At 66.7% G+C, this 21,171-nt stretch carries 20 protein-coding genes; 5 read left to right on the plus strand and 15 right to left on the minus strand.

All coding sequences use genetic code 11. The annotated features are described in order from the left end of the window. Window positions 1-40: 40 nt before the first annotated feature. The 5 genes from OEJ36_RS26105 to OEJ36_RS26125 form a co-directional block, all read right to left on the minus strand. The gene (locus OEJ36_RS26105) at window positions 41-1,030 is read right to left on the minus strand and encodes a 3-hydroxybutyryl-CoA dehydrogenase (RefSeq protein WP_411861055.1); all 990 of its coding nucleotides are present in this window, start codon (window positions 1,028-1,030) and stop codon (window positions 41-43) included. Further along, window positions 1,030-2,136 (minus strand): NAD/NADP-dependent octopine/nopaline dehydrogenase family protein, encoded by a 1,107-nt coding sequence (locus OEJ36_RS26110; protein ID WP_263403990.1) that lies wholly within the window; start codon window positions 2,134-2,136, stop codon window positions 1,030-1,032. The genes OEJ36_RS26105 and OEJ36_RS26110 overlap by 1 nt, the downstream gene beginning before the upstream one ends. A 399-nt stretch (window positions 2,137-2,535) precedes the next feature. Further along, complete coding sequence (gene catA, locus OEJ36_RS26115; RefSeq protein ID WP_263403991.1) at window positions 2,536-3,465, minus strand: catechol 1,2-dioxygenase; 930 nt, start codon at window positions 3,463-3,465, stop codon at window positions 2,536-2,538. 55 nt (window positions 3,466-3,520) lie between these two features. Then, window positions 3,521-3,811, minus strand: a complete 291-nt coding sequence (gene catC / locus OEJ36_RS26120; RefSeq protein ID WP_021217318.1) for a muconolactone Delta-isomerase — start codon at window positions 3,809-3,811, stop codon at window positions 3,521-3,523. 28 nt (window positions 3,812-3,839) lie between these two features. Further along, window positions 3,840-4,961 (minus strand): muconate cycloisomerase family protein, encoded by a 1,122-nt coding sequence (locus OEJ36_RS26125; RefSeq protein WP_263403992.1) that lies wholly within the window; start codon window positions 4,959-4,961, stop codon window positions 3,840-3,842. 125 nt (window positions 4,962-5,086) lie between these two features. Here OEJ36_RS26125 and OEJ36_RS26130 point away from each other — a divergent pair, with 125 nt between their 5' ends. Then, a complete protein-coding gene (locus OEJ36_RS26130; RefSeq protein WP_184489121.1) occupies window positions 5,087-5,968 on the plus strand; it encodes a LysR family transcriptional regulator in 882 nt (293 codons plus the stop codon). A 283-nt stretch (window positions 5,969-6,251) separates the two neighbouring features. On the opposite strand, the gene OEJ36_RS26135 is transcribed toward OEJ36_RS26130, so the two are convergent. The 10 genes from OEJ36_RS26135 to OEJ36_RS26180 all read right to left on the minus strand — a co-directional run bounded on the left by OEJ36_RS26135 (window position 6,252) and on the right by OEJ36_RS26180 (window position 15,487). Beyond that, window positions 6,252-7,529: an OprD family porin gene (locus tag OEJ36_RS26135; RefSeq protein ID WP_263403993.1), complete on the minus strand. Its 1,278-nt coding sequence runs from the start codon at window positions 7,527-7,529 to the stop codon at window positions 6,252-6,254. 280 nt (window positions 7,530-7,809) lie between these two features. Continuing rightward, window positions 7,810-8,310, minus strand: coding sequence for a flavin reductase (locus OEJ36_RS26140; RefSeq protein WP_031286976.1), 501 nt, complete (start codon window positions 8,308-8,310; stop codon window positions 7,810-7,812). 18 nt (window positions 8,311-8,328) lie between these two features. Continuing rightward, window positions 8,329-9,285, minus strand: a complete 957-nt coding sequence (locus tag OEJ36_RS26145) for a PDR/VanB family oxidoreductase (protein ID WP_263403994.1) — start codon at window positions 9,283-9,285, stop codon at window positions 8,329-8,331. A 76-nt stretch (window positions 9,286-9,361) separates the two neighbouring features. Next, on the minus strand, window positions 9,362-10,102 hold the full coding sequence (locus tag OEJ36_RS26150; RefSeq protein ID WP_263403995.1) for an SDR family NAD(P)-dependent oxidoreductase: 741 nt from the start codon (window positions 10,100-10,102) through the stop codon (window positions 9,362-9,364). A gap of 153 nt (window positions 10,103-10,255) precedes the next feature. After that, the gene (locus OEJ36_RS26155) at window positions 10,256-10,732 is read right to left on the minus strand and encodes an aromatic-ring-hydroxylating dioxygenase subunit beta (RefSeq protein ID WP_043244749.1); all 477 of its coding nucleotides are present in this window, start codon (window positions 10,730-10,732) and stop codon (window positions 10,256-10,258) included. Between the two features lie 115 nt (window positions 10,733-10,847). Continuing rightward, window positions 10,848-12,122, minus strand: a complete 1,275-nt coding sequence (locus OEJ36_RS26160) for an aromatic ring-hydroxylating oxygenase subunit alpha (protein WP_263403996.1) — start codon at window positions 12,120-12,122, stop codon at window positions 10,848-10,850. A 137-nt stretch (window positions 12,123-12,259) separates the two neighbouring features. Then, window positions 12,260-12,781, minus strand: coding sequence for a nuclear transport factor 2 family protein (locus tag OEJ36_RS26165; protein ID WP_184489126.1), 522 nt, complete (start codon window positions 12,779-12,781; stop codon window positions 12,260-12,262). 5 nt (window positions 12,782-12,786) lie between these two features. Beyond that, the gene (locus OEJ36_RS26170) at window positions 12,787-13,149 is read right to left on the minus strand and encodes a hypothetical protein (RefSeq protein WP_021217328.1); all 363 of its coding nucleotides are present in this window, start codon (window positions 13,147-13,149) and stop codon (window positions 12,787-12,789) included. Between the two features lie 27 nt (window positions 13,150-13,176). After that, window positions 13,177-14,349 (minus strand): acyl-CoA dehydrogenase family protein, encoded by a 1,173-nt coding sequence (locus tag OEJ36_RS26175; RefSeq protein ID WP_263403997.1) that lies wholly within the window; start codon window positions 14,347-14,349, stop codon window positions 13,177-13,179. A 25-nt stretch (window positions 14,350-14,374) separates the two neighbouring features. After that, window positions 14,375-15,487: an amidase gene (locus OEJ36_RS26180; RefSeq protein ID WP_263403998.1), complete on the minus strand. Its 1,113-nt coding sequence runs from the start codon at window positions 15,485-15,487 to the stop codon at window positions 14,375-14,377. 785 nt (window positions 15,488-16,272) lie between these two features. Here OEJ36_RS26180 and OEJ36_RS26185 point away from each other — a divergent pair. From OEJ36_RS26185 to OEJ36_RS26200, 4 genes are all read left to right on the plus strand, one after another. Next, complete coding sequence (locus OEJ36_RS26185) at window positions 16,273-17,424, plus strand: ABC transporter substrate-binding protein (protein ID WP_263403999.1); 1,152 nt, start codon at window positions 16,273-16,275, stop codon at window positions 17,422-17,424. Between the two features lie 116 nt (window positions 17,425-17,540). Then, window positions 17,541-18,578 (plus strand): branched-chain amino acid ABC transporter permease, encoded by a 1,038-nt coding sequence (locus tag OEJ36_RS26190; RefSeq protein WP_263404000.1) that lies wholly within the window; start codon window positions 17,541-17,543, stop codon window positions 18,576-18,578. Further along, a complete protein-coding gene (locus tag OEJ36_RS26195) occupies window positions 18,575-20,377 on the plus strand; it encodes an ABC transporter permease subunit (protein WP_263404001.1) in 1,803 nt (600 codons plus the stop codon). The genes OEJ36_RS26190 and OEJ36_RS26195 overlap by 4 nt, the downstream gene beginning before the upstream one ends. Before the next feature lie 5 nt (window positions 20,378-20,382). Next, window positions 20,383-21,168, plus strand: a complete 786-nt coding sequence (locus OEJ36_RS26200; RefSeq protein WP_411861056.1) for an ABC transporter ATP-binding protein — start codon at window positions 20,383-20,385, stop codon at window positions 21,166-21,168. The last annotated feature ends 3 nt before the right edge of the window (window positions 21,169-21,171 follow it).

Genomic DNA, 21,171 nt, shown 5'->3' on the forward strand with positions numbered 1-21,171 from the left:
CTGTGCCCGCCACCCTGCACCGGGGCCGCGAGGGACGTGCTCACGCCTGCCTCAAGGCCCCGTTGAAACGCGGGGCGAGCCCCATCAGGTCGAGCTTGCGGGTGAATTCGCCGAGGCGGCGCAGCTTGTAGGCCTCCACGTCCACGCCCGCGTAGTCATAGAAGCCTTGCCCCTCACGCAAACCGTTGCGGCCCTCGTGCATGTTGTCGGCGATCACCTGGGGCGAGGCGAAACGCGGGTCGATGGCCCCGGCCAGGTAGCGCGAGGCGTAATAGAGGATGTCGCCGCCGCCCCAGTCGATGAACTCCAGCAGGCCCAGCACCGAGAAGCGCAGACCGAAGCCGACGCGGATCGCGGTGTCGATGTCCTCGGCGCTGGCCACGCCCTCTTCCACCATGCGCGCGGCCTCGTTCATCGCCAGGGCCTGGATGCGCGGCACGATGTAGCCCGCCGCCGGGGCGCAGAGCACCGGCACCTTGCCCACCTGGCGCAGCAGCGCCAGCAGGCGCTCGACCACCTCGCCGCGGGTGGTTTCGCTGCGGCTCACCTCCACCAGCGGGATCAGGTAGGCCGGGTTGAGCCAGTGGGCGTTGACGAAGCGCCCGGGGTGGCTGACCAGCCCGGCCAGCTCGGTGACCAGGAAGGTGGAGGTGGTCGAGGCGATGATGCAGTCGCCGCTGCAATGCAGGCTCAGCCAGGCGAAACACTCGCGCTTCACCTCCAGCACCTCGGGCACCGCTTCGAACACCAGCTCGGCGCAGGCCAGGTCGGCCAGCGCCTGCTCGCGGTCGCACAGGCGCACGCGAGCCAAGGCTTCGTCCGCCTGCCCGGGTTCGAGCACGCCGAGGCGCACCAGGGTCTGCAGCTCGCCGGCGAGGCTGGCGCGCACCTTGTCGAAATACTCCCGCTGCTGCTTGTCATCGCGGGCCTTGATGTCGATGAGGGTCACCGGCAGCCCGGCGTGCATGAAGGCCAGGGCGATGCCTTCGCCCATGCGCCCGGCGCCGACCACGGCAATGCGCGCGGCCATCAGTGGATGCCCTCGCGCAGCAGTTCGACCATCTCGGCGCGGCTCAACCCGGCCAGGCCGAGGCGCTCCAGGGTGCGACCCTCGGCATAGAGATCGAAGCCGGCCACCGCCGAGGCGATGCTCAGCAGGCCCTGGGCGACGGGCATGGGCACGCCGGCCCAGCGTCCCACCGAAACCAGGAAGGACAGGCCCAGGCGGGTGTCCTCGAGCATGTAGCGGTGGCGCTGCAGGTCGATGTCCTCGCGCCAGTCGCCGCTGTCGGTGAGCTTGCCGTGGGCACCGCGGCCGTACATCCACTCATCGCCCTCGGTGGTGTTGTAGTGGTCGGCCAGGGGGAAATGCGGCGCCGGATAGCCCAGCGCCTCGCGCAGGGCCATGCGCTCGGCGTCCAGCGCAGTGGTGACGCGGCGAATGGCCGGCTGGGTACCTTCGTTGTGGATGTCCCAGGTCTCGAAGTGCTCCAGGGGGCCGGCGTTCATCATGATCAGCGGCGGGTGGATGATCGGCCCGGCGTTCATCAGCGCACCGCTGAGGCCATCCTCGATGGGCTCGACGCTCGGGTAGGCCTGACGCAGCAGGGCGAAGGCCGGCTCGGCCAGGCGGCTGGGGAACACGCCGGTGGGCAGGCGTGTGGCGTAGCCGCTGATCACCACATTGGCCGCACCGTGCTTGCGGGCCAGGTAGGGCAAGGTGCCGGTCTCGGCGAAGGCCACCTCGGCGCCATTGCCGGCCTCGTGCATGGCCTTGGCGAACAGGTAGCTGCCGAAGGTGCCTGGCGGCAGGAACAGCACCTGGCCGTCGCGCAGCAACGGCGCCATTTCCCGCGCCAGGCTTTCGTGGGTGGTGGACGGCAGCGGCACCACCAGTAGGTCGGCGAAGGCCACGGCTTCGGCCAGGTCGTCGCTCAGGCTGAGGCTGGCGCCCTCGCCGCCCACGGCCACCTGGCGGGTGCCGTGGTAGTCCTTGACGGTCAGGCTGCCGATGGCCGCCAGCTCCTTGAGCGCCGCGCCGTCACGGCGCCACAGGCACACGCGGTGCCCCTTCTCCGCCAGCTCGATGGCTGCCGCGTAGCAACCGTGTCCACCGCCGATAACGCTGATATTCATGGGCCAAGCTCCTCGTTCAAGAGCCTCGATCCTAGGGGCCCGCCCCGCACTCGGCTGCGCGGAATGCGCAACGAGGATTCGGAATGTGCAAGGGATTGCCTACCTCCCTCTGTGGGGGCGAATTCATTCGCCCAAGGGCCTCGCAGCGGCCCGCGTGCCCCCTCCCCGTGCAGGCCCGACATCGATGCCGAGCCATGCTCCGCTGGTGGATGAGAAGAGCGTCATCCACGGCCCGGTGATCGTCGTTGATCTAAAAGGCACGGTGCTGCGGCGCTCTGTGGGAGCGGCTTCAGCCGCGAAAGGCCCATCGCCGGCACAAAAAAACCACGCCGGCATGACCACCGGCGTGGTTAAAAACAGCGGGGAAAATCGGGTGATTCCCCGCCGGGACTACGAACCTCAGGCTTCCAGGGCGCGGACGCGGTCGCGGCGCTCTTCTTCCTTGGGCTTGGCAGCGGCTTGCAGCTGGAAGTCGAAGTCGATCTCGGCGAAGCGGCCTTCGATGCCACGGGCGTCGGCGGCAGCGGCGTCTTCGATGAAGCGCACCTCGGCCACCAGGCCTTCACGGGTGGCGTAGGCGAAGTCGTCCCACAGGTACTGGTCGCCCGAGAGATTGATCTGGGTGGTCAGGTGGCGATGGCCGGGGGCGGAGATGAAGAAGTGGATGTGCGCCGGACGGTTACCGTGGCGGCCCAGGCTGTTGAGCAGCTCCTGGGTGGGGCCGTCCGGCGGGCAGCCGTAGCCGGAGGGCACGATGCTGCGGGCGCGGTAGCGGCCTTCGCTGTCGGTGACGATGCGCCGGCGCAGGTTGAACTCGGACTGGGTGCTGTCGAAGTAGGAATAGGTGCCGTTGGTGTTGGCGTGCCAGACGTCGACCGTGGCGCCGGCCAGCGGCTTGCCGTCGGTGTCCAGCACCTGGCCCTGGAGGAACATCACGGTGCCCGGGTCGGTGCCGTCGTCCATGCGTGCCTCGCCCTCGGACAGCGGCGCACCGGCCACGTAGAGCGGGCCCTCGATGGTGCGCGGGGTGCCGCCGCTGAAGCCGGCGGCTTCGTCCTGGGCGTCCAGCAGCAGGTCGAGGTAGTGCTCGACACCCAGGCCGGCGACCAGCAGGCCGGCCTCCTGGCGGCTGCCCAGGCGGTTGAGGTAATCCACCGCCTTCCAGAATTCCTCGGTGGTCACGTCCAGGTCCTCGATGATCTTCACGGTGTCGAGGAGGATGCGGTTCACCAGCGCCTTCATGCGCGGGCTGCCCTGGTCGTTGGTGAAGCCGCTGGCTTCCTTGAAGAACTGCTGGACGCTATCGGTCTGGGAGAGTTTGACAGTCATGGTTGGAACCTCATCTTGTAGTTATTGGCCGGGCTTAGCTGGGACGGTGCGGCGATCAGCGATCGTCCTGGTGGATCGACGAAGGGTGGCGGCAAAGCCCGTCGACCTCGATCTCCATGTACGGGAACAGCGGCAGCTGCATCAGCGTGTCGTGCAGCTCCTCGACGCTGGCCAGGTCGAACACGCTGTAGTTGGCGTAGTGGCCGGCGATGCGCCACAGGTGGCGCCACTTGCCCTCGCGCTGCAGGCGCTGGGCCAGTTCCTTCTCGTCGGCCTTGAGCTTGGCGGCCTTGTCCGGGTCCATGTCGAGCGGCAGCTTCACGGTCATCTTCACGTGGAACAGCATGGAAGCATCTCCTTCTTCAGGCGAGGGTTCAGGTACGGCGGAAGCGCGCCAGGCGCTCCTCGTCGAGGGTCAGGCCGAGGCCGGGCAGGCGCGGCACGTGCAGCTGGAAGTCCTGGTAATGCGGCGGCTCGGTGACGATCTCCTCGGTCAGCAGCAGCGGGCCGAACAGTTCGGTGTCCCAGGCCAGCTCGGCCAGGGTGATGAAGGCGTGGGCCGAGGCCAGGGTGCCGACGCTGCCTTCGAGCATGGTGCCGCCGTAGAGGCCGATACCGGCCGCCTCGGCGATGGCGGCGGTGCGCAGTACGGCGCGCGGGCCACCGTTCTTGGCAATCTTCAGGGCGAACACCGGGGCGGCGCCTTCGCGAGCCAGGTTGAAGGCGTCCTCGACGCATTCGATGGACTCGTCCGCCATGATCGGTGCCGGGCTGCGCAGGGCGAGGCGCGCCTGGCCGGCGCGGTTGTTGCGCGAGATGGGCTGCTCGATCAGGTCGATGCCGTTGTCGCCCAATACCTGGCAGGCACGCAGGGCCACGGCTTCGTCCCAGTACTGGTTGACGTCGACGCGCACGCTGGCGCGATCGCCCAGGGCCTTCTTGATGGCGATGACGTGGCGCAGGTCCTGGTTCACTTCATTGGCGCCGATCTTCAGCTTGAAGATGCGATGGCGGCGCACCTCCAGCATGTGCTCACCCTCGGCGATGTCGCGGGCGGTGTCGCCGCTGGCCAGGGTCCAGGCCACTTCCAGGCTGTCGCGCACACGGCCACCGAGCAGCTCGCTCACCGGCAGGCCCAGGCGCTTGCCCTGGGCGTCCAGCAGCGCGGTTTCCACCGCCGAGCGGGCGAAGGTGTTGCCCTTCACCACGCGGTCGATGCGCTGCATGGCGGCGTTGATGTTGCTGGCGTCCTGGCCGACCAGCAGCGGCGCGAAGTAGCGGTCGAGGTTGGTCTTGATGCTCTCGGGGCTTTCGTAGCCGTAGGCCAGGCCGCCGATGGTGGTGGCTTCGCCTATCCCCTCGATGCCGTCGGCGCAGCGGATGCGCAGGATCACCAGGGTCTGGTTCTGCATGGTGTGCATCGCCAGCTTGTGCGGGCGGATGGTCGGCAGGTCGACGATGATCGCTTCGAGGGACTCGATCGCGGTAGAAATCATTTCAATACCCATCAGGTTCTATTTTCACTGTTCCGCAGCGTAAATCTGCCAATCCCAGGCTTCCAATATTGAGTTTGTCTGGCACGATACCCACCAGGTATCAAACCAGGCACAGAGAGATTCCCATGGAGCTTCGCCACCTGCGCTACTTCCAGGCCCTTGCCGAAACCCTCAACTTCACCCGCGCCGCCGAGCGGCTGCACATCGCCCAGCCACCCTTGAGCCGGCAGATCCAGCAGCTCGAGGAAGAGCTCGGCGTCACCCTGCTGGAGCGCGGCCGGCCCCTGCGCCTGACCGAGGCCGGGCGCTTCTTCCACGAGCACTCCAGCGCCCTGCTGGAGCAATTGGCCAAGGTCTGCGACAACACCCGGCGCATCGGCCAGGGCGAGAAGACCTGGCTGGGCATCGGCTTCGCCCCCTCGACCCTCTACGGCGTGCTGCCGGAGCTGATCCGCCGCCTGCGCAGCGACGCCGAACTGGAGCTCGGGCTCAACGAAATGACCACCCTGCAGCAGGTGGAGGCGCTCAAGGCCGGGCGCATCGACATCGGCTTCGGCCGCATCCACATCGAGGATCCGGCCATCCACCAGCAGGTGCTGACCCTGGACCCGTTGGTCGCCGCCCTCCCCGCCGGCCACCCGCTGCTGGCCGCCCCGGCGAGCCTGGAAGCCCTGGCCCGCGAGCCCTTCGTGCTCTACCCGGGCAACCCGCGCCCGAGCTACGCCGACCATGTGCTCGCGCTGTTCGCCACCCACGGATTGCAAATCCGTGTCGTGCAGTGGACCAACGAACTGCAGACCGCCATCGGCCTGGTCGCCGCCGGCATCGGCATCACCCTGGTGCCCGCTTCGGTGCAGCTGCAGCACCGCGACGACATCGGCTACACGCGCCTGCTGGAAAGCAACGCCACCTCGCCGATCATCATCAGCCGCCGCGTGGGCGACACCTCCCCGGCATTGGCGGACTGCCTGGCGCTGATCGGGGAGCTGGTGGCGCAGGACGCCTGAACGCACAGGCGCATCGCAATAAAAAAGGCCCGCAAAGGAGTGGCCGGGCCGAGGTGAAAACAAAGGGGTGGGTACAGGACGCGGGCTCATCGCCCGCACGGTCCGTAGGAGCGAGCTCTGCTCGCGAAGCGCCTTCAAGGGGCTCATCACCCATGCTGTGTCGGGGCCGCTCCGCGACCCTTGGCGAATGAATTCGCCCCTACAGATTTGATCCGGCCCGGCAGTGCGCTTCCAGCTTTTGCAGGAAGCGGCAACACCGGGCCGGCCCTTCATGCCCTGCTGCTCAGAACTTGAAGGTGTAGGTGGTGATCAGGCGGTTCTCCTTGTAGTCCGCCCCCGAGGCCGCGCCGTTGCCGTAGCGGGTCTTGACGTCGATGTTGCGCCACTCGAAGCCGACACCCTTGAGCGGGCCGCTCTGCACCACGTAGCTGAGGAAGATGTTGCGCTCGCTCTCGACGTTCTCGTCCAGGGCGTTGTTGCCGCGATCGATGCCGGTGCCGCGCATGTAGCGGGTCATCAGCTTGAGGCCGGGCGCGCCGTAGCTGGCGAAGTCCAGGTCGTAGCGCAGCTGCCAGGAGCTTTCGTTGGGCTTGACGAAGGCCACGGTGGACCAGTTCACCAGGTACGGCTGCGGGGCGTAGCCGTTGAGCGTGGGGAAGGTGCTGTCGCCGAGCATGCGCTGGTAGCCGACGCCGATGGCGTGGGCGCCCTTGCGCAGGGTGGTCATGGCGCCGTAGGAGCGGTTGTCGATGTCGCCGTAGAGCGCCTTGCCGTCTTCCTTGTTGTCGAAGTAGCGCAGGTCGGTCTTCAGACCGAAGCCGCCCCCCAGGTCGGCGTTGTAGGTCAGGCCGCCGTATTGCTGCTCGTAGATGTCCTCCAGCTGACCGTAGAAGTAGGTGGCCGAGAGCGCCGGGCTGAAAGCGTAGGTGGCGCCGCCGAAGTTGAGGCCATCGCTGCGGCGTTTGATGTCCGGGCCGTTGAACAGGTACATCTTCTCCCGGTCGGAGGATTCGCGCCCGCTGATCTCGGTGAAGCGCCCGCCGGTGAGGGTGAGCTTGTCGATCTCGCGGGACTCGACCAGGAAGCCGTGGTAGGTGGTGACCAATTGCCGCGAGTCGTCCATGAAGGCCACCGGCAGCATCGGCCGGTGCTCGCCGATCTTCAGCTCGGTCTTGGAGTACTTGACCTTGGCGGTCAGCGCGGCGCGACCGTAGTCACGCACCTGCTCGCCCTTGCTGTCGTCGTAGGGAATGATGCTGTCCGGGCCACGGCCACCGCCGCCATCCAGGCGATAGGCATATTGCGCGGAAAGATCGAGGCCGAACTGGATGGGGCCTTCGGTGTAACCGGAAATGGCGCGGAAGTCGAAACCCTGGGTCCAACTGCCAATACGCGACTTCGGTGCATCGCTCTGTTTGTAATCACGGTCGATATAGAAGTTGCGCAAGCCGAGGCTCACTTGCCGATCATCGAGAAAGTCCGCCTGGGCGGTAATCGGCGCGAGCGCACCCATCAGGCTCGCGGCAGCAACGCCGCGGGCCAGCCAGCTTTTCTGAAACATGGGATGTTCCTTTAATACATGTGCAAGGCACTAGAGTGGGAGCAGATTAATTGGCAAATCAGCAAACGCAGGCAGTTAATCCGCAGTGTTGTTTTTATGACCACTTACTGCAAAAAGGCGAAACAGACCCATTACCCGAACGTCAGTAACGGGCACCCTCCTTTATTGTTATGTGTTTCATACAGCAGACTTTGCGCGGGAATGACTCGCAAAGTTTCCGGTGATAAACACCGAAACTTTCTACACCGGGACGTTGCTCTTCCCCGGCCTTGAAGCGTTATCAGCAGGCTGCCTTGGAGGCATCGCCGAGGCGGTGATAGGCGCGGTTGAAATACACCAGGCCTTCCTGGTTCTCGCCGTGGCGGATGCCCAGCACCTCGCAGTAGAAGATGGTGTGCGAGCCCACTTCATGGGCCTGGGCGATGCGGCAATCGAAGCTCACCAGGGCCTCGTCCAGCAGCGGCGCGCCGCTTTCCAGGGTGTGCCAGCTGGCGGCAGCGAAGCGCTGGTCGGAGTCCAGCTCGCGGTTGGCGAACACCGCCGAGATGTCCTTCAGCTCGGCGGTCAGCACGTTCACGCCGAGCACGCCGTTGCTCTTGAAATGCACGTTGGAATACGAGGAGCGGTTCATGCACACCAGCAGCGTGGGCGGCTGGTCGGTGACGCTGCACACCGCCGAGGCGGTGAAGCCGAAACGCCCGGCGGTGCCATTGGTGGTGATGACCGAAACGGCGCCGCCCAGCAGCGCCATTGCGTTACGAAATCCCGTGGTATCGACCATGGTAGTGCCCTCCGGTGTTCAGATATCCAGGACCAGCTTCGAGCTCTTGGCGCGCGAGCAACAGACCAGGATCTGGTCGTTGGCGGCCTTCTCGTCGTCGGTCAGGTAGACGTCGCGGTGATCCGGCTCGCCCTCCAGCACATCGCACAGGCAGGTGCCGCAGACGCCCTGCTCGCAGGAAATCTCGATCTTGATGCCCACGCCCGCCAGCGCGTCGAGGATGCTCTGGCCCTCGGCCACCTGCACCGTCTTGCCGCTGCGCGCGGCCACCACTTCGAAGCCCGCGCCGCTGGCGTCGACCTCGACCTGGAAGTACTCGCGGTGGATGTTGGCCTCGGCGTAGCCGGCGCTGCGCGCTTCGCCTATCACCCAGTCCATGAAGCCGGCCGGGCCGCAGACGTAGACGTGCACATCCGCCTGGGGCGCGCCCAGCACGCGGGGCAGGTCGAGTTTCTGTGCCGGCTCGTCGTCGAAATGGGTGCTGACGCGACCGGCGAAGGGCGCGGCGGCCAGCTCGTCGAGGAAGGCGGTGCGGCCACGCGAACGGCCGCAGTAGTGCAGCTCGAAGTCGCTGCCGGCGGCCTGCAGTGCATGGGCCATGGCGATCATCGGGGTGATGCCGATGCCGCCGCCGATCAGGATCGAACGCTTCGCATCGGCGGCCAGCGGGAACAGGTTGCGCGGCGCGCTGATCTCCACCTCGGCCCCTTCCAGCAGGCTGTCGTGCACGCCCAGGGAGCCGCCGCGGGAGGCCGGGTCCTTGAGCACGCCGAGGCGATAGAGGCTGGAGTCGGCGGGGTCGCTGCACAGCGAATACTGACGCACCAGGCCGGGGGCGACGTGGATGTCCACATGGGCGCCGGCTTCGAAGGCGGGAAGCGTCGCGCCGCCGACCGGCAGCAGATCGAGGACGACGACGCCGTCGCCCTGCAACTGGCGCTTGTGCACCACGACCTTGAGGAGTTGTTCTGTCATCTCGGGTTCACCCGCATTGCACGTCATGGAAAGAAGGCGGCCGTTCAGCGGCCGTCGCATCGTTGTTCGGTGTCGCTCAGCGCATGTACAGGCCGCCGTTCACATCCCAGGTGGCACCGGTGGTGAAATAGGCTTCCGGCCGCGTCAGCTGCACGATCAGGTCGCCGAGGAAGTCCGCATCGCCCAGGCGCTTGACCGGGATGTTGGCCAGCAGCCCCTCCATGCGCTCCGGCGGGATCGCCGCGCGCACCGCCGGGGACTCGATGGGCCCCGGGGCGATGGCGTTGACGGTGACGCCGCTGGCCGCCAGCTCCTTGGCGAAGACCTTGGTCAGGGTGACGATGGCGCCCTTGGAGGCCGCGTAATGCGCACCGGTGGCGGTGCCGCCGTTCTGCCCGGCCAGGGACGCCAGGTTGACGATGCGCCCGTAGCCGGCCGCCGCCATGTGCGCACCGAACACCTGGCAACCGACGAACACGCTGCGGGTGTTGAGGCTCAGCACCCGGTCGAACTCCTCGGGGCTGATCTGCATCACAGGCGTGGTCAGGGTCATGGCGGCGTTGTTGACCACCGCATGCAGCGCACCGAAGCGCTCCAGGGTCGCCGCCAGGGCGGCCTCGAAGTCGGCCTTGCTGGCCACGTCCAGTTTCAGCGCCAGGCTGCGCGCACCGCTCGGATCGAGACGGTCAGCAGCGGCCTGGGCACGCTCCAGCGACAGGTCGGTGATCACCACCGAATGCCCGGCGGCGAACAGCCGGCCGGCGATGGCGAAGCCCAAGCCCTGGGCGGCGCCGGTTACCAGTGCGATCTGGGTCATTTCAAGCTCCCCAGGGTCTGTTCATGAGCTCGCGAGCTAGAGCGAGACAAGGAAGAGAGGGCTGAGGGAGCGGAGTCTACGGGCTGTAGATGAGCATCCCGAAGCCCTTGATGACGCCGTATCGCCGACGCGCAGCAGCTCATGGGCAGACCCTCAGAGGATGTAGCCGATACCGGCAAGGGTATCGGTCGAGTTGATGAGTTGGATCAGCTTGCGCTGGATGCGGAAGCCCTCGCCTTCGCGCTGGAGCTCGAAGGTGATGTCGGCGGTGTAGTGCTTGAGCACGTCCTTGCGGAATTCCCGCAGGTTCTGCGCGCAGCGCACGGTGACCACGCCACCCTCCTCGCCCAGCACGCGGAAGCGCGACAGGGCACGCACAGTGCGGGCGCGCGGGCTGGTGGAGATGGACTCGCCACCGATCAGGCGCTTCACCCGCAACTGACGCATGTGGTGGTCGTCGTAGGCGTAGTTGAGGGTGTTCTCGAAATCGGTCTCGTTGGGGTCGATCGGGATGATGTAGGTGCCCTTATCGGCCCAGAGGTCCAGCCAGGCGTCGAACTCGCCGTGGTCGAGCATGTCCGCTTCCTGCCAGATGAAGGCGCTGACGTGGTTGAGCAATTCAAGGTTCATGATCGGTCTCTCAAGTAGTGCGTCGAGCAGCGTAGGAGCGAGCTCTGCTCGCGAAGCTTCTGTGGCACCTATGTTCGCGAGCAGAGCTCGCGCCCACAGGCACGTGCTGTCGGCCCTAGGCCGACATCATCTTTTTCCACTGCTGGTAGGCCGCGCGCATGCCGGTTTCGGCGCTCACGTCGCTGACCAGCCCGTCCTCGCTGGGCTTCTCGCCCGGCAGGCCGCGGTTGAGCATGATCCACAGGTCGCTGCCGGCCTGGGCGCCCTTCTGCACGCGCTCCCAGGCTTCGGAGTCGTCCGGGGTGCCGAAGCCCATGGGGCCCTGGAAGTGCTCGTGCAGGCGCAGGCGGTAGCGGTTGGCCACGGCCGGGCCGCCGTCCATGGTGATCACCGCGTGGTGGATCTCGGTCTCGTTCACCGAGATCGGCTGCAGCACGCGGAAAAAGGCCATGGAGCAGGCAACGTTGGGGAACAGGTTGAGGTTGAAGCCCGAGCCGCCCACGGCACGGACGATACGGCGCACCTGCTGCTCGTCGATGCCTTCGCCGCGCAGCTCCTCGGCCAGGGCCTCGAAGCGCTCGGGGATGGGCTTGTCGAGATCGGCTTCGAGGTCGATCAGGTCGGGGATCATCACCATCACGCTGTGGCCGTTGCCCAGGTCTTCGACATAGCCCGGGCCTTTCACGAAGTCGAAGAGTTCCAGGGTCTGTTCGTCCACCGAGGACAGGAACGACTTGTGCACCAGCGGGAAGTGGTAGGCGTCGGTGGTGTTCTCCAGCTGGATCTTCCAGTTGCCGGGGAAGCGGAAGCGATGCTCGCCAGACACCTTCACGCCGTAGCCGGCGCCCTGCTTCATGAACAGGTCGATCCATTTCTTCGCCGGGCCGAGGAAGTCCACCAGCGGCTCGATGTCGTCCTTGAAGGTGGCGAAGATCATGCCGTTGTACTGCTCGACGCGCAGGCTCACCAGGGGCAGCTCGCCCTTGTCCAGGCAATCGGCGTAGCTCTCCGGGTGCGGCACGCCGCGCAGGCTGCCGTCCAGGCCGTAGCTCCAGCCGTGGTAGGGGCAGACGAAGCTGTTGGCCTTGCCCTTCTTGTGCTCGCAGACGGTGGCGCCACGGTGGCGGCAGCGGTTGAGCAGCACGTGCACGTCCTTCTTGCGGTCACGTACTACGATCACCGGCTGCTTGCCGATATAGGTGCTCTTGTAGCTGCCGTTATCGGGGATCTCGCTGGCGTGGGCGACCCAGATCCAGGTGCTGTAGAACACCTTCTCCAGCTCGTCGTCGAAGATGCGCCCGTCGGTGTAGAGCGAGGTGTGCACGCGGTCGTGCTGCACCAGGTCGGCCGGGGTGGCGGCCAGGTTCACGGTTTCGATCAGGTTGGTCACGATCACTCCTCGTCGGCGCTGGGTGCCGACTTGATTTTTCTCGCCGTGCCCGTAAGTCGGAGCTTCCGGTCGGCGCGATCTTTGTAGGGTGGGCTTCAGCCCACGTCTGGCCCTTCTGTGGTGGGCTGAAGCCCACCCTACGTTTGTTGGTTCTTGCCCGGCACCGGCAGGTGCGCGGCGCTGTTCCAGGTATCCACCGGGCGGCTAAACAGGTTCTCGGTCTGGAAGTGCGCCATGCGCCAGGCGCCCTCCTCCTCGCGGAACTCCACCGTCAGGCGCGCCGCATTGAGGTGCGAGGCGCCGCTGGCGAAGGTGGAGGTCTGCAACATCACCCAGCTGCCGATCGCTACGCCGCCCTCCACGCGGATCAGTTCCGAACAGAGGAAGTGCACGTTCAGGGCGAAGTGCGCCGGCTCCACCATGTAGGTGGCGAACATGGCGGCGATGGCCTCGCGCCCGCGGTAGCCGCCGAAGCTCTTGGCGTACTTGGCGCCCTTGCCCTCCCACAGCGCATCGTGGGTGAACAGCCCGGCCAGCTCGTCGAGCGGGGTGCGGGCGTCCAGCGCGTCGCACAGCACCATGTAGCGGTTCATGCAGGCGCGTATGGCGTTCTCGCTTTCCAGCCGGTGCAGGCGCGCCTCGAGCGCTTCGGTCGACATGGCGGTCACGCGCGCTGGATGATCAGTTCGCGGCCGGTGCGGGCCTCGACCTTGCAATAGCGCCACAGCTTGTAGGGGCCGGTGCCCACGGCGGTGGTGCGGAACAGGTTGCAGGCGGCGTGCACCGTTTCGATGTCCGGCACGTCGGCCAGCAGGTAGGTGGTCCAGGGGTAGCCGGTAGACGGGCCGACCATGCTCTGGTCGTCGTCCATGTTGCCGAACACGGTCACGCCGGGCAGGTCATGGATGCCGTTCCACATGGCGCTGAACGCGGCCCAGACTTCCAGCTGCTCTTCGCGTGGGGCGTCGAAGAAGTTCTGGTTGATTCCCATGCAGAACAACACACGCAGGGCTTTTTTCTCGCTCATCACAATCACCGATCAGTCAGTTGGAATTCACAGGTAGCCGGGCAGCGGCTTGTTGCCGAAGAAGATCGCGCCGGCGTTCTGGTAGGTCATGTCACCCATGAAGGCGTGCTGGGTGATCACCAGGGTGTCGTTGACGAAGCGCGACAGCGGGTTCTCGCGGTACACGCCGCTCATGCCGGAAAGCATCTGCGCGCTGCGCGCCACGTCGGCGGAAACACGGGTCGCGTGGGTCGAGGACAGGCGCAGCAGGTTGGTCTGCTCCACCGACACCGCGTCGCCGGCGAGGATGCTGGCCCAGGCGCTTTCCATCGCCTCGTAGAACCAGGCGCGGGCGGCACGCAGCTCGGCTTCGGCCTTGGCCACCTGCATCTGCGCCAGGGGGCGGTCGGAGAGCGCCGGGGCGCCGGTCACCGAGAAACGGCCGCTGGCCATGCCGCTGAGGTAGTCCAGCGCGGCGCGGGCGACGCCCAGCCCGACCACGGACAGCACCTGGGTGGCGAAGGACAGCGACGGGTAGCGGAACATCGGCTCATCGAGGTTGGCCGGGCCGCCGCGGACGAAGGTCCAGTCCTCGGGCACCACCACGCCGTCGATCACCACGTCGTGGCTGCCGGTGCCGATCAGGCCCACCACGTCCCAGGTTTCCTCGATCTTCACTTTTTCTCGCGGCATCACCGCCAGGCGCGGCAGGCCGAGCATCTCGCCGTTCTTCGGGGCAATGCCGACGCCGATCAGCGAGGCGCCCATGCAGCCGCTGGAGAACTTCCAGCGGCCGTTCACTTCAAGCCCGCCCTCGACGAAGGTGGCCGGTTGCGGCGGGAAGATGCCGCCGGCGAAGACCACGTCCGGGCCGTTGGCGTAGACCTTTTCCAGGGTCGCCAGGGGCAGCGAGGCCAGGTACACCGGGTTCATGCCGAAGCTCGCCACCCAGCCGGCGGAGCCGTCGGCGATGGAGATGTCTTCGATCATCTGGCAGAACTCGATGGGCGAGCGCTCATCGCCACCGAAGCGCTTGGGCACCAGGGCGCGGTACACGCCCAACGCCTTGAAGCGCTCGATGATGTCCTGGGAGATGTATTTCTGCCGGTCGAATTCCTCGCTCCGGGCGCGCTCGCGGATCTCGGCGAGCAGCGCCTGGAACGCGTCGTTGGCGGTGATCGACACGGGGCGCTGGTAGTCCAGCTCGCTTAGCGCAGACATGGTGTGCTCCAGGGTTGGCATGGGGTTAAGGCTCCAGGCGTCGCACCAGTTCGCGGGCGACTGCGCAAAGCAGTTCGTCCGCGCCCTTGGCGGCGATCAGTTGCAGGCCCACCGGCAGCTTCGAGGCACCCACCAGGGGGATGCTCAGTGCCGGGTGGCCGGTGAGATTGAAGGGCCGCACGAAGGCGGTCATGCCGATCACCGCGCGGGTGTCGGCGGCATCCGCCGTCAGCAGCGGGTAGTCGGGCATGGTCGGCATGGCGAGAATCGGGCACTGCGCCAGGGCCGCGTCCACCTCGGCGGTAAAGGCCACGCGGCAGGCTTCGGCTGCGGCCAGCGCCTCGTCGGTGGTGGCGCCGGCGGCTTCCAGGCGGCCGGCGATATCGGCGCCGACCTTGCCGCTGGCCAGCAGGTGCTGGCAGGCGTTCCAGGTCTCGCGGTTGATCACCGTGAGGCCGGCGTCATAGGCGGCGCGCATGCCCGGCAAGGGCAGCGTCTGCAGGGGGAAATCCGCGGCGGCCAGGGCCGCATCGACGGCGAACTGCACCTCGTCCAGCGCCTGCACCGGCACCACGCCGATGCGCACGCCCTCTATAGAGGGCAGCGGGCCGAAGTCGGGGGCGATCAGGCCCATGGCCTCGATCAGCATGTCCATGTCACGGGCGAAGGGGCCCACGCAATCCAGCGACGACTGCGCCGGCATCACCCCGTGGCGGCTCACACGACCGAACGTGGGCTTGAGGCCGAACACGCCGCAGCAAGCAGCGGGGATGCGCACCGAGCCGCCGGTGTCGGTGCCCAGGGAGAAGTCGCAGAGCCCACCGGCCACCGCCGTGGCGGAGCCGCTGGAGGAACCGCCGGGGATGCGCCCGGGGTAAAGCGGGTTGTCCGGCGTGCCGGTCCAGGCATTGATGCCGGTGGTGCCGAAGGCCAGTTCATGGAGGCTGGTCTTGCCGGTGATGCGGCAGCCGCCATCGAGCAGCGCCTGGACCACATCGGCATGGCGGCTGGCGTCGGGCGCCTCTTCCAGCGCACGGCTGGAAGCGCGGGTCGGGTAGCCGGCGATATCGATGGTGTCCTTCACCATCACGGCCCTGCCGGACCCTCCAAGCTGCAGTTTCTCGACGACTGTCGCCATGCCTTCACCTGTATTCGAGTTGTTCGCGCTGTGCGCTTTCAGGGAAGCCTTCTGCCTGCCTGAGCAGGTGAACGCTTAAATCTAAAATCGGAATATTTACGTGAAATGTCAATTGATTTTTGGCAAATAAATCCGTGTGTAGATTCGGTGCATTTCTCTCTGCTTCGCACCCTTTCCGTGCATTTCGGTAACAGGCATAAAAATGGATATTTCACCTATGAATCTTATTTTTATCGTTTATTTTCAATAATTTATATATCTAATGAGAAACACAATCATTCAATAAAGTGTTCCCGCGCCCTGCCCAAAGACCCTGCACAAACCCCTTGGAAAAAGAATTTTCAGCCCCTGAAAACAGGCCAAAAATGCCATCAAAAAACAGGTATTTTTTAGCCTGAAAAATCGAGTTTTTTGGGTCAGGAAATCGGCTTTACAGAAGCCGTATTGATCCAGATCAATGCCTTGTCGCCTGCGGGATCGGAGCGCATCGGCAGCGGTGCGCGAGTGGCCACGGGAACCCCGGCGCCATCCCCTCGCCCAGCCCCCACAGACGACGTGCCGAAACGCCCCCTGTCCGACGGCGCCGCAACGGGGTAACGATTTTTCCTGGCATGCAACCTGCTATCGCCCTACACGCCACTCGGCCCTCCATGGGCTCGACGGCGCCGCCCTGCCCTCGGCAGCGTGCAGCGCACGGGCATCACAACAAGAAGGACCACGGGCCCGCCACGCGGCACCCGTCGGACAACCGCCCCGTATCGCCTTGCAACTCTTCGGAGAAAGTCATGCTCTTCAAGAAAGCTGTGTCCACGTTGCTCCTGAGCGCCGCCTGCGCCTCCCTTGCGCAGGCCGAAGTCAAAGTCGGCGTCATCACCTCCTCCACCGGCCCCATCGCCCTGGTGGGCCTGCCGCAGAAGAACAGCGTGCCGCTGCTGCCGACCCAGGCGGGCGACCAGCAGGTGAAGTACATCGCCCTGGATGACGGCAGCGACCCGACCGCTACGGTCAAGGCGCTGAAGAAGCTGATCAGCGAGGAGAACGTCGACGCCATCATCGGCCCGAGCGGCTCGCCCAACGCCATGGGCGTGATCCAGTTCGCCGCCGAGGCCGGCGTACCGCTGCTGGCGCCGGTGGGCACCGCCGCCGTGGTGCTGCCGATGAACGAGCAGAAGAAATGGGTGTTCAAGACCACCCAGAACGACGACCTGATCGCCAAGGCCCTGGTGGACAACATGGTCGCCAAGGGCGTGAAAACCCTGGGCTTCATCGGCACCGCCGACCCCTATGGCGAGAACTGGTCCAAGGTGATGGGCGCGATGGCCGCCGAGCACGGCATCAAGGTGGTCGCCAACGAGCGCTTCCAGCGCCAGGACACCTCGGTCACCGGGCAGAGCCTCAAGGTGCTCTCCGCGCGCCCCGACGCGGTCCTGGTCGCCGCACCCGGCAGCTCCGCGGTGATGCCGCAGACCACCCTGTTCGACCAGGGCTACCGCGGGCAGATGTACCAGACCCACGGCGCCGCCCTGCCCGACTTCCTCAAGCTCGGCGGCAAGAAGGTCGAGGGCACCATCCTCGCCGCCAGCCTGATGCTGGTGCTGGACGAGGTGCCGGACAGCCACCCTTCGAAGAAGGTCGCCGCCGACTACATCGCCGCCTACGAGAAGCTCAACGGCAGCAAGCCGGCCACCTTCGGCGCCAACACCTTCGACGCCGGCCTGCTGCTGCAGCACGCCATCCCCACCGCCGCCGCCAAGGCCGCACCGGGCACGCCGGAGTTCCGCGCAGCGCTGCGTGACGCGCTGGAGCAGAGCCACGAGCTGGCCGCCACCCAGGGCGTCTACAACATGACCCCCGAGGACCACAGCGGCTTCGACGAGCGTGGCCGCGAGCTGATCCAGGTGAAGAACGGCAACTGGACGCTGCTGCGCGGCAACTGATCCCGGCACGACCGCATGAACGCGCCGTAGGGTGGGCTTCAGCCCACCGCCCGATGGTGGGCTGAAGCGCCACCCTACCGGCCCGTACGCCCCATACCGCAACAAGAGTTCCCACCATGAATTTCCAGATTGCCATGCTGCTCGGCCAGGACGGCATCACCAACGGCGCGATCTACGCGCTGCTGGCCCTGTCGATCCTGCTGGTCTTCACCGTCACGCGCATCCTGCTGATCCCCCAGGGCGAGTTCGTCACCTATGGCGCGCTGACCATGGCCACCCTGCAGGCCGGCCATCCCACCGCCCTGGTCTGGCTGCTGCTGGGCCTGACCCTGATCGACTGCGCGCTGGACCTGTACGACGCCGCGCGCTCCAGCCACGCCTTCCGCTTTCCCAAGCGCATCCTCGCCAAGCTGACCTACGCCCTGGCCATGGTCGCGGCCATCCGCCTGCTGCCACTGGCCGAGCTGCCCATGGCGGTGCAGGCGCTGCTGACCCTGGCCCTGGTGGTGCCCCTGGGCCCGCAGATCTACCGCCTGGTGTTCCAGCCCATCGCCTCGGCCAGCTCCCTGGTGCTGCTGATCGTCTCCATCGCCGTGCACGTGGCCATGGTCGGCATCGCCCTGCTGCTGTTCGGCCCGGAGGGCGCGCGCACCGAGCCCTTCTCCGAAGCCGGCCTGGAACTGGGCCCGGTGACCTTCAACAGCCAGACGCTGTGGGTGATAGCCGTGTCCCTGGGGCTGATCATCGGCCTGTTCCTGTTCTTCGAACGCAGCCTCTACGGCAAGGCCCTGCGGGCCACGGCGGTGAACCGCATGGGCGCGCGGCTCATGGGCATCTCGCCGACCCTGGCGGGCAAGGCCACCTTCCTCCTGGCCACCTTCATCGGCGCGCTGTCGGGCATCCTCATCGCGCCCATCACCACGCTCTACTTCGACTCCGGCTTCATCATCAGCCTCAAGGGCTTCGTCGGCGCCATCATCGGCGGCCTGGCGAGCTACCCGGTGGCCGCCCTCGGCGCGCTCTCGGTGGGGCTGATCGAAGCCTTCTCGATGTTCTGGGCCAGCACCTACAAAGAGATCATCGTGTTCACCCTGATCATCCCCTTCCTGCTCTGGCGCTCGTTCACCAGCCGTCACGTGGAGGAAGAAGAATGAAACCGCGCCACCTGCTCCTGCTCCTGGTCGCCGTGCTCGGTGTCGCACCGCTGGTGCTGCCGCCCTTCTACGTCACCCTGCTCAACTACATCGGCCTCTACACCCTGGTGGTGCTGGGCCTGGTCCTGCTCACCGGCGTCGGTGGCATGACCAGCTTCGGCCAGGCGGCCTTCGTCGGCCTCGGCGCCTACACCACCGCCTACCTGACCACCGCCGAGCAGCTGCCGGCCTGGCTCGCCTGGGCCAGCGCATCGCCGTGGCTGACGCTGCTGGTGGGTGTGGCCATCACCGCCCTGGTGGCCCTGCTGCTGGGCGCGCTGACGCTCAAGCTCTCGGGCCACTACCTGCCCCTGGGCACCATCGCCTGGGGCCTGTCGCTGTACTACCTGTTCGGCACGGTGGAATCCCTGGGCGGCCACACCGGCGTCAGCGGGTTGCCGTCGATCTCGCTGTTCGGCGTGCTGCTCGACAAGGGCGAGAAGGTCTTCTACCTGATCTGGGTGGTCCTGCTGCTGGCCATGCTGATCACCCAGAACCTGCTGGATTCCCGCGAGGGCCGCGCCATCCGCGCGCTCAAGGGCGGCCAGTTGATGGCCGAGTCCATGGGCGTCGACACCTTCCGCTCCAAGCTGGTGATCTTCCTCATCTCGGCGGTGTTCGCGGCGGTGTCCGGCTGGCTCTATGCGCACACCCAGCGCTTCGTCAACCCGACGCCCTTCGGCCTCAACATGGGCATCGACTACCTGTTCATGGCGCTGATCGGCGGCGTCGGCAGCGTCTGGGGCGCCCTGCTCGGCAGCGGCATCCTCACCCTGCTCAAGCAGTGGCTGCAGGACCTGCTGCCGCACCTGCTGGGCAGCACCGGCAACTACGAGACCATCGTCTTCGGCCTGCTCATCGTGCTGCTGATGCAGCGCGCGCCCGGTGGCCTGTGGCCGCTGCTGGTGCGCCTGGTGCCAGCCCGCCTGCGCACCCGCCACCGCCTGCCGGCGGCCGAGGCCCCGGCTCGTGAGCTGCCGCAGCGGGAACGCCCGGCCCACGGCGAGGTGATCCTCGAAGCGCGCCATGTCACCCGGCGCTTCGGCGGCCTGGTGGCCAACAACGACATGAGCCTGGACGTCCGCGCCGGGGAAATCCTCGCCCTGATCGGCCCCAACGGCGCCGGCAAGAGCACCCTGTTCAACCAGCTCTCCGGCGTCGACACCCCCAGCAGCGGCGACGTGCTGTTCATGGGCAAGCGCATCAACGGCCTGGCCTCGCGCCGCGTGGCCGGCATGGGCATGAGCCGCACCTTCCAGCACGTGAAACTGCTGCCGGGCATGAGCGTGCTGGAGAACGTCGCCATCGGCGCGCACCTGCGCGGCGGCAAGGGTGTGCTGGCCTCGGCCCTGCGCCTGGATCGTGCCGAGGAGGCCGACCTGCTCGCCGAAGCACGCCGCCAACTGGAGCGCGTCGGCCTCGGCGACTACCTGCATGAAGAGGCCGGCAGCCTCGCCCTCGGCCAGCAACGCATCCTCGAGATCGCCCGCGCGCTGTGCGCCGACCCTTGCCTGCTGCTGCTCGACGAGCCCGCCGCCGGCCTGCGCCACAAGGAGAAGGAGGCCCTCGGCCTGCTCCTCAGCCGCCTGCGCAGCGAAGGCATGGCCATCCTCCTGGTGGAGCACGACATGGACTTCGTCATGGGCCTGGTGGACCGCGTGGTGGTGATGGAGTTCGGCCAGCGCATCGCCCAGGGCCTGCCGGAAGAGGTGCAGAAGAACCCGGCCGTGCTGGAAGCCTATCTCGGAGGCGCAGAGTGATGAACATGCAGATCGAACCCCTCAAGCCCATGGAAAACCAGGTGACCGACGCCGTACTGGAGGTCAGCGACCTGTGCGTCGCCTACGGCAAGGTGGAGGCCCTGTCCAACGCCAGCCTGCGGGTTGGCCAGGGGCAGATCGTCACCGTCATCGGCCCCAACGGCGCCGGCAAGACCACCCTGCTCTCGGCCATCATGGGCGTGCTCCGCTCCCGTGGCCGGGTCGAGTTCGACGGCAGCCTGGAAGCGGTACCGGAGGTGGAAGTGCTGGTCTCCCGCGGCCTCGGCCTGGTGCCGGAGAAGCGCGAGCTGTTCACCAGCATGAGCGTGGCCGATAACCTGCTGCTCGGCGCCTTCCAGCGCCACCGCAGGGGCGACCGCAGCCACGCCGCCACCCTGGCCGAGGTCTATGAGCTGTTCCCACGGCTGTGGGAGCGCCGCGACCAGCTGGCCGCCACCCTCTCCGGCGGCGAGCGGCAGATGCTCGCCGTGGGCCGTGCGCTGATGGCCAAGCCCAAGCTGCTGATGCTCGACGAACCCAGCCTGGGCCTGGCGCCGCTGATCACCCGCGAGATCTTCCGCATCATCACCGCGCTGCGCCAGCAAGGGGTGTCCATCCTCCTGGTGGAGCAGAACGCCCGTGCAGCCTTGCGCGTGGCCGACTATGCCTACGTGCTGGAAACCGGGCAGATCGCCATGCAGGGCCCCGCCGCCCAGCTGGCCGACGACCCCCGCGTGATCGAGGCCTACCTGGGCCTCGCCAGCAAGCATCAGGACATGCTTGCCGGTTGACCC

It is taken from the genome of Pseudomonas sp. PDM13, assembly GCF_025685765.1.
Taxonomy (GTDB): Bacteria; Pseudomonadota; Gammaproteobacteria; order Pseudomonadales; family Pseudomonadaceae; genus Metapseudomonas; species Metapseudomonas solani.

Excerpts from the sequence above, each read along its gene's own strand:
- OEJ36_RS26105 (WP_411861055.1), bottom strand. The coding sequence starts at position 1,030 with ATGGCCGCGCGCATTGCCGTGGTCGGCGCCGGGCGCATGGGCGAAGGC.
- OEJ36_RS26110 (WP_263403990.1), bottom strand. The coding sequence starts at position 2,136 with ATGAATATCAGCGTTATCGGCGGTGGACACGGTTGCTACGCGGCAGCC.
- catA (WP_263403991.1), bottom strand. The coding sequence starts at position 3,465 with ATGACTGTCAAACTCTCCCAGACCGATAGCGTCCAGCAGTTCTTCAAG.
- catC (WP_021217318.1), bottom strand. The coding sequence starts at position 3,811 with ATGCTGTTCCACGTGAAGATGACCGTGAAGCTGCCGCTCGACATGGAC.
- OEJ36_RS26125 (WP_263403992.1), bottom strand. The coding sequence starts at position 4,961 with ATGATTTCTACCGCGATCGAGTCCCTCGAAGCGATCATCGTCGACCTG.
- OEJ36_RS26130 (WP_184489121.1), top strand. The coding sequence starts at position 5,087 with ATGGAGCTTCGCCACCTGCGCTACTTCCAGGCCCTTGCCGAAACCCTC.
- OEJ36_RS26135 (WP_263403993.1), bottom strand. The coding sequence starts at position 7,529 with ATGTTTCAGAAAAGCTGGCTGGCCCGCGGCGTTGCTGCCGCGAGCCTG.
- OEJ36_RS26140 (WP_031286976.1), bottom strand. The coding sequence starts at position 8,310 with ATGGTCGATACCACGGGATTTCGTAACGCAATGGCGCTGCTGGGCGGC.
- OEJ36_RS26145 (WP_263403994.1), bottom strand. The coding sequence starts at position 9,285 with ATGACAGAACAACTCCTCAAGGTCGTGGTGCACAAGCGCCAGTTGCAG.
- OEJ36_RS26150 (WP_263403995.1), bottom strand. The coding sequence starts at position 10,102 with ATGACCCAGATCGCACTGGTAACCGGCGCCGCCCAGGGCTTGGGCTTC.
- OEJ36_RS26155 (WP_043244749.1), bottom strand. The coding sequence starts at position 10,732 with ATGAACCTTGAATTGCTCAACCACGTCAGCGCCTTCATCTGGCAGGAA.
- OEJ36_RS26165 (WP_184489126.1), bottom strand. The coding sequence starts at position 12,781 with ATGTCGACCGAAGCGCTCGAGGCGCGCCTGCACCGGCTGGAAAGCGAG.
- OEJ36_RS26170 (WP_021217328.1), bottom strand. The coding sequence starts at position 13,149 with ATGAGCGAGAAAAAAGCCCTGCGTGTGTTGTTCTGCATGGGAATCAAC.
- OEJ36_RS26175 (WP_263403997.1), bottom strand. The coding sequence starts at position 14,349 with ATGTCTGCGCTAAGCGAGCTGGACTACCAGCGCCCCGTGTCGATCACC.
- OEJ36_RS26180 (WP_263403998.1), bottom strand. The coding sequence starts at position 15,487 with ATGGCGACAGTCGTCGAGAAACTGCAGCTTGGAGGGTCCGGCAGGGCC.
- OEJ36_RS26185 (WP_263403999.1), top strand. The coding sequence starts at position 16,273 with ATGCTCTTCAAGAAAGCTGTGTCCACGTTGCTCCTGAGCGCCGCCTGC.
- OEJ36_RS26190 (WP_263404000.1), top strand. The coding sequence starts at position 17,541 with ATGAATTTCCAGATTGCCATGCTGCTCGGCCAGGACGGCATCACCAAC.
- OEJ36_RS26195 (WP_263404001.1), top strand. The coding sequence starts at position 18,575 with ATGAAACCGCGCCACCTGCTCCTGCTCCTGGTCGCCGTGCTCGGTGTC.
- OEJ36_RS26200 (WP_411861056.1), top strand. The coding sequence starts at position 20,383 with ATGCAGATCGAACCCCTCAAGCCCATGGAAAACCAGGTGACCGACGCC.